Genomic DNA, 2422 nt, shown 5'->3' on the forward strand with positions numbered 1-2422 from the left:
CAGCAGAGAAAAAAGAGCGGCGCCTTGGCAAGTTTCGTTGCTTGGTGATACTACATTTGAGCGCATTCGTTCGGATGCATTACCCAACCTTGCCGCCTAGGCGAAAGCTGCGTGGCTCGTTCGCCCGCGCAACCCTACATCTTTCAACACGTTCTCATCTGTAGGCGCCTTTAGCATAGTCCTGCGAATAAGGCAGCCGTTGGGACTAATACTACGAAGCGACCGCTTTCGTCTCCGAGAGACGTCTACCTTCGATATAAGGCATTTCTAGGACAAAGATTTGTCGATCGGATGTTAGGCGATCATCTAGGGATCAACCTTCCGTGAAGGTGCGCGTTTCACCAAGGATGATTGTGTGTGATGAAGGCTGGCAGCGCCTTTTGCAAGATGCCTCTAAATTTGGGGCGAACTTTCATGTCTCGCGCGACTTCGGAAAGATCAAGCCTGTCACAGTCCTCGCTCCTAGGACGACGCCGAACCCAATAAGAGCGTTTCCAGAAGCATTGGGTGCCAGCAAAGAAATCGGCTTCACCACCGCGCTCGATCTGTCCTAAGCCCAGAGAATGCTGCTGCTGGTATCCTAGAGCGGGCGATTTTGGGCGAAGACTGCTCCGTCGAGGGGGTGGATGTCAGATGTTGGAGGCCAGTCTCCGTCAGCTTTATGAATTTTATTGCCTGGTCGCATGAGAACATGTTTTGTCGGAGCTTCTGACCCTGAATGCCAAACGCGCGAAGTGCGCTGTAATCTGCATCTCGGTAACAACGGGGATTGCACAGATCGATATGTGTACTCGGTCTGCGCAAGGAGTGGTAGCGTTGCTTGGGGGCAGGCCATTTCCACGGTGTCATCGCTGCAGCAAGGAACCAGAACCCTGGCCCTTGGGTCTTTCCTTGAAAGAAAGCTTCGTACTTTAGGCTGAGGATTGCAGGAAGCTTATTCGACCCAAACTCGATCCTGAGTTCATCTGTACTGGATGTGTGATCTGGAATGTTATGCGGATTTGGCGTGCAGAAAGAACGGAACGGCTTATTGTGAGCGTCATCGCAGCGTAGATGGTTTAGGGGTCACCCACCTTGCGAGGAGGGATGTACTTCTGGTTGCTCCGGTGAGACGAAAACAGTCCGGCTCGGCAAAGAAAATGTCATGGATATACAGAAGGGCGGCCGACTTGGATTCTACGTCGTGAGTGGTCAGCTACACTGATTGTCCGAGATGGCTGTATCCACCGATACCATTGTTGTGAACTGACGCGAAAATTCTGCTGCCAACTTCTTTTTGTAGAATGGTGAAACGGGCATCTGCAGGCCCGCGATGACGCGATCTATAGAGTAGGGCCTACGCCAAGCAGAGAAAAAGTTGCTGTCGGGCAGGACGTATAGAGGGCATAACTGCGAGTCAGAATGCGACAGCTCTCTTGAATGAGGTTTTCAATTATGGATGCAGAGCCGCGCTTGGCTAAGTGGCGGCAACCTGATGGTACAACCTTGACTTGTGCAGTAACGGTGATCTTTTTCATCTTTGCGATTTGAAAATTGTTTCCCATCTCTCCCAGACATTGCGTGCTGACTACGTTAGCGACGCTGCAAATGATACGTGCTTCTGTGGATTTTTCTCGTCCAAGTTGATGCGGACAGACTGTCAAAGATTTGTAGCAAAGTTTTCTGTCCCCATTACTGCTTAGTAGAGTAACAAAAATATAGAACCAGTGACGTGCTGTCATCGGCTCACTTGCAAAGGCCCACATGACGTTTCCGGCACTAAGGACATGAGGCATCTACCCCAGTGATTGTGCCAGTCTTCGATCTGGATAATGACCTGCCACGGGATTTTTCCTCCATCATCGATTAGAGTCTGACCCAATTTGAGGACAGACAATGAAGCGTACACGATTTACGGACGAACAGATCATCGGGATTTTGACCGAGCATGAGGCCGGCGCCAAATGCGCTGATCTTTGCCGCAAGCATGGTATGGCCGAAGGCACTTTCTACAATTGGAAGGCAAAATTCGGCGGGATGACCGTGTCCGAAGCCAAGCGGCTGAAGACACTCGAAGACGAGAATGCCAAGCTGAAGAAGCTGCTGGCTGAACAGATGCTGGATCTGGCAGCGATGCGTGAGTTGGTATCAAAAAAGTGGTGACGCCCGCTGTTAAGCGCGAGGCGGTCGCGCAGCTGAGAAGCCAATTCGGGTTCTCGGAACGGCGGGCGTGCCGGATTGTGGGCGCGGATCGTAAGATGGTCCGGTATGTTGCGCAGCGTGCGCCGGATACGGCCTTGCGTAGTCGGTTGCGAGAATTGGCAAACGAACGGAGGCGGTTCGGTTACCGCCGGCTGTTCGTATTGTTGCGCCGTGAAGGAGAGCCATCGGGCATCAACCGGATTTATCGGCTCTACCGCGAAGAAGGATTAATGGTCCGTAA

General features: G+C 52.0%; 1 protein-coding gene and 1 pseudogene. Both read left to right on the forward strand.

The window, feature by feature from the left end; genetic code table 11:
* Nucleotides 1–323: 323 nt before the first annotated feature.
* Nucleotides 324–554, forward strand: a complete 231-nt coding sequence (locus tag BM225_RS21430; RefSeq protein ID WP_143095449.1) for a hypothetical protein — start codon at nt 324–326, stop codon at nt 552–554.
* A gap of 1321 nt (nt 555–1875) precedes the next feature.
* A pseudogene (locus tag BM225_RS21435) lies at nt 1876–2422 on the forward strand (transposase); the annotation flags it as partial.

The organism is Donghicola eburneus (assembly GCF_900115865.1).
Taxonomy (GTDB): Bacteria; Pseudomonadota; Alphaproteobacteria; order Rhodobacterales; family Rhodobacteraceae; genus Donghicola; species Donghicola eburneus.